The sequence below is a fragment of the Oribacterium sp. genome, from assembly GCF_057249185.1.
In genome coordinates this window covers 1-4,686 of record NZ_DBHIGR010000170.1, presented here as the reverse complement: position 1 = coordinate 4,686, position 4,686 = coordinate 1, and the positions used below count along the sequence as shown (strand labels likewise).

General features: G+C 46.1%; 3 protein-coding genes. All 3 read left to right on the top strand.

The annotated features are described in order from the left end of the window. On the top strand, positions 1-937 hold a 937-nt coding region (locus ACO4PX_RS08725), incomplete at its 5' end, for an MATE family efflux transporter (protein ID WP_485572307.1). 10 nt (positions 938-947) lie between these two features. Next, positions 948-2,402, top strand: coding sequence for a nicotinate phosphoribosyltransferase (locus ACO4PX_RS08720; protein ID WP_485572306.1), 1,455 nt, complete (start codon positions 948-950; stop codon positions 2,400-2,402). 71 nt (positions 2,403-2,473) lie between these two features. Further along, a partial coding sequence (gene ileS, locus ACO4PX_RS08715) for an isoleucine--tRNA ligase (protein WP_485572305.1) occupies positions 2,474-4,686 on the top strand: 2,213 nt, incomplete at its 3' end.

The following is a 4,686-nucleotide window of genomic DNA, read 5'->3' as shown; positions in this document are numbered from 1 at the left end:
TTTTTCCTTAGGCATTCCCTTTATGGTGCTATATGATTTTTTGGCTGCGGTATTTCGGGCAGTGGGAGACACGAGGCGTCCTCTCTATGTGCAGATTCTGGCAGGTCTTTTGAATCTGGCTCTCAATTTAAACTTCGTGATTCAGTGGAAGATGGGGGTTGCCGGAGTAGCTATTGCCACCAGTATTTCTCAACTTTTTTCTGCCGTTGTTTTAGCGGTTTTACTGGCAAGAGAAAAGGATGCTTTGCATCTTCATCCTCTTCGTTTTCGTATTCATAGGGACAAATTAAAAAAGATTGTCTCAATAGGGCTTCCAGCGGGAATACAGGGAACTTTATTCTCCATTTCCAATGTACTGATACAATCCGCCATCAATACCTTCGGCTCTCAGGCCATGGCGGCGGCAACTATTTCCGCCAATTTGGAAGGCTTTGTTTACATTTCCATGAACTCCGTATCCCAGGGGCAGATGTCATTTGTCAGTCAAAACCTTGGGGCGAAGAAATACAGTAGATTAAACGGTATTTTGAAAAGCAGCTTAACCCTGATTTTCAGCATTGCTCTTCTGACCTGCATGATTGTTTTCTTCTTTGGAAGAAATCTGGCGGGAATATTCACGAAGGATGCGGAGGTTTTGCAATACGCCAAGGAACGTTTGGAGATTATTATTTATCCCTATATGATTTTTGGCATGATGGATACTCTGGTGGGAGCGCTTCGCGGCTTTGGTTGCAGCCTTCAACCTATGTTTATCAGCTTGGTGGGAATTTGCTTAAGTCGTGTGTTTTATGTCATGGTACTCTTTCCTATGGAATTCTTCCATGGCTTACGCCCCTTATACGTAAGTTATCCGGTAAGCTGGATGATTACTGCCTTTTCCCTGTGGATTATGTATTTCTATATCAGAAAACAGTATCCCAAGGTCGACTATCGTTAGGAGAAAGAAGATGGAAAGAAACTTTACGTTACTGACGGACTTTTATGAGCTAACCATGATGCAGGGCTATTTAAAGAGCGGAAAGCACAAGGAGAAAGTGATTTTCGATATGTTTTATCGAAAGAATCCCTGTGGAAACGGTTTTGCCATCTGCTGCGGTTTGGAGCAGGTGGTTGAATATATCCGCAATCTGCATTTCAGTGAAGAAGATATTGACTATCTTCGTAGTCTTGGGACCTTTGATGAGGATTTTATAGAGTATCTTCGAGGATTTCATTTTACCGGTGATATTTATGCCATTCCGGAGGGAACCGTGGTTTTTCCCAAGGAACCCCTAATTAAGGTAATTGCTCCGGTAATAGAGGCTCAGCTGGTGGAAACCGCCATTTTAAATCTGGTGAATCACCAGTCTCTCATTGCCACAAAGGCCTACAGAGTGGTGCATGCTGCCCAGGGAGACGGGGTAATGGAGTTCGGCTTACGAAGAGCCCAGGGACCGGATGCGGGAATTTATGGTGCCAGAGCCGCGGTAATCGCAGGATGCATCGGTACTTCCAATGTTTATGCGGGACAGAAATTTCACATGCCTGTCTTGGGAACCCATGCTCACTCCTGGATTATGTCCTTCCCGACAGAATTGGAGGCATTTAAGGCTTACGCAAGACTCTATCCCAACAATTGTATCTTGCTGGTAGACACCTATGACACCTTAAAGAGCGGTGTAAAGAATGCCATTCTTTGCTATGATGCCATGAAGGAAGAAGGGATTACCCTGAAGCGCTTCGGCATTCGGTTAGATTCCGGAGACCTGGCTTACCTTTCCAAGAAGGCTAGGAAAATGTTGGATGAGGCGGGCTATCCTGAGGCGATTATTTCCGCCTCCAACGACTTGGACGAGAATTTGATTGAATCCTTAAAGGCTCAGGGAGCCTGCATCACCAGCTGGGGTGTGGGAACCAACCTGATTACCTCGGAAAGCCAGCCCAGCTTTGGCGGAGTATATAAGCTTGCGGCGACATATTCGGATGACGGAAAATGGGTTCCTAAGATTAAATTGTCGGAGAACTCCGAAAAGATTACCAATCCGGGAAATAAGCAGATTTATCGTATTATCGAAAAAGACAGCGGAAAGGTATTTGCAGATTATATTGCCCTGGAGGATGAGACCTTTTCCGAAAAAGAGGATTTGGTCTTATTCGATCCCATTGATACCTGGAAGAAAAGTACCTTAAAGGGCGGAAGCTATGAGATGAGACCGCTCCTTGTACCTATTTTCTTAGGCGGAAAGTTGGTGTATAATTGCCCTTCTGTAGAGGAAATCAAAGCCCACTGCAAGAGGGAACAGGAAAGCCTTTGGGAGGAGTGCAGACGTTTAACCAATCCCCATGCCGTACACGTGGATTTATCCGATAAATTGTATGAGATGAAGAAGGGATTGCTGGCTCAGTACAGCAGAGGAGAATAGGGACAATTTCTTGCTTTATTTTTCCCCAATCATTATAATAAGGCGACTAAAGGAATAAGAAGGAGAACTACATGTTTAAAAAAGTAGATAGCAATATGCAATTCGTGGAAAGGGAGAGAGAGGTCGAAGAGTTCTGGAAAAAAGAACAAATCTTCGAGAAGTCCATCCTGGAGCAGCAGGAGAATGCCTCCTATGTTTTCTATGACGGTCCTCCTACGGCCAACGGAAAACCGCATATTGGTCATGTGGAAACCAGAGCCTTTAAGGATATGATTCCAAGATTTCATGCCATGAAGGGGAAGATGGTACCCAGAAAGGCAGGATGGGATACTCATGGCCTTCCTGTGGAGCTGGAAATTGAGAAAGAAATCGGCATCAACGGAAAAGAGCAGATTGAATCCTACGGGGTAGCGCCCTTTATTGATTTATGTAAGAAGAATGTCTGGAAGTACAAGGGAATGTGGGAGGATTTCTCCTACAAGGTTGGCTTCTGGGCGGATATGGATAATCCTTATGTTACCTATCATGATGATTTTATCGAGTCCGAGTGGTGGGCATTAAAGGAAATTTGGAAGAAGAAGCTCTTGTACAAGGGCTTTAAAGTTGTACCCTATTGTCCCCGTTGCGGAACCCCCCTTTCCTCCCACGAGGTAGCGCAGGGCTATAAGGAAGTGAAGGAGCGCTCTGCGGTTGTTCGCTTTAAAATCAAGGGAGAAGAGGGCTATTTCCTGGCTTGGACCACAACCCCCTGGACTCTTCCTTCCAATGTGGCGCTTTGCGTACATCCTGATTTGGAATATGCCAAGGTAAAGGCTGCGGACGGTAATCTTTATATTCTGGCTGTAGCAAGACTGGATGCGGTATTGTCCGGTTTGGCAAAGGAGGGAGAAGAAGCCTATTCTATCCTGGAAACCTGTAAGGGTAAGGACTTGGTGGGACTTTCCTATGAGCCTCTTTATGACGGTGCTGAAAAGGAAGCGGAGAGACAGCATAAGAAGGCCCATATCGTGGTTTCCGACTATTATGTCAGCGCGGATGACGGTACCGGTATCGTACATATTGCCCCCGCCTTCGGTGAAGATGACGGAAGAATCGGTAGGGAAAATGATTTAGCCCTTGTAAAGTTTGTGGATAGCGAAGGAAAGCTTACCGCGGAGACACCTTTCTTCGGTATGCGTTGTAAGCCTACGGAGAAGGAAGTGGCGGAAGGCGCCATCAGTGCGGATCCGGAGGTATTGAAGGACCTGGAGAAGCGGGGACTTCTTTTTGACGCACCGAAATTTGAACATAGTTATCCCCATTGCTGGCGTTGCGGAACGCCCTTGATTTACTATGCAAGAGAAAGCTGGTTTATCAAGATGACCGCGGTTCGGGATGAGCTGGTTGCGAACAACAACACCGTAAACTGGATTCCCGAGTCTATCGGTAAGGGACGCTTCGGAGACTGGATTGAAAATGTACAGGACTGGAGCCTTTCCCGTGATCGCTATTGGGGAACTCCTTTAAATATTTGGGAGTGTAAGGACTGTGGAGAACAGGAAGCTATCGGTTCCATTAAAGAATTATCGGAAAGAGCCGATAATTATCAGGAGGTCTTGGCAAAATTAAAGGCTGAGGGAGATAAAGGCTATTCCTCCGACTATGTAGGCTATGAGCACATTGAGCTTCATAAGCCCTATGTGGACTACTTGAAGTGTAAGTGTCCGAAGTGTGGCGGAGAAATGAGCAGAGTTCCGGAGGTTATTGACTGTTGGTTTGACAGCGGTGCCATGCCCTATGCCCAGCATCATTATCCCTTCGAGAACAAGGAGCTTTTCGAGGCTCAGTTCCCGGCACAGTTTATCTGTGAGGCGGTAGACCAGACCAGAGGATGGTTCTATTCCTTGTTGGCGGAGTCCACCATTTTGTTCCATAAGGCTCCCTTTGAAAATGTCTTGGTGCTCGGCCATGTACAGGACGAAAACGGACAGAAGATGTCCAAGTCCAAGGGCAATTCCGTAGACCCCATGGAGGCCTTGGAAAAGCACGGAGCGGATGCGATTCGTTGGTTCTTCTATACCAACTCTGCACCATGGTTACCCAACCGTTTCCATGATCAGGCGGTAGTGGAGGGACAGAGAAAGTTCCTGTCTACACTATGGAATACCTATGCTTTCTTTGTGCTTTATGCCAACATTGATAACTTCGATCCTACGAAATATACCCTGGACAAGAAGAGTCTTACGCCTATGGACAGATGGGTATTCAGTAAGCTGAATTCTTTGATTTTTACCGTGGATACCAA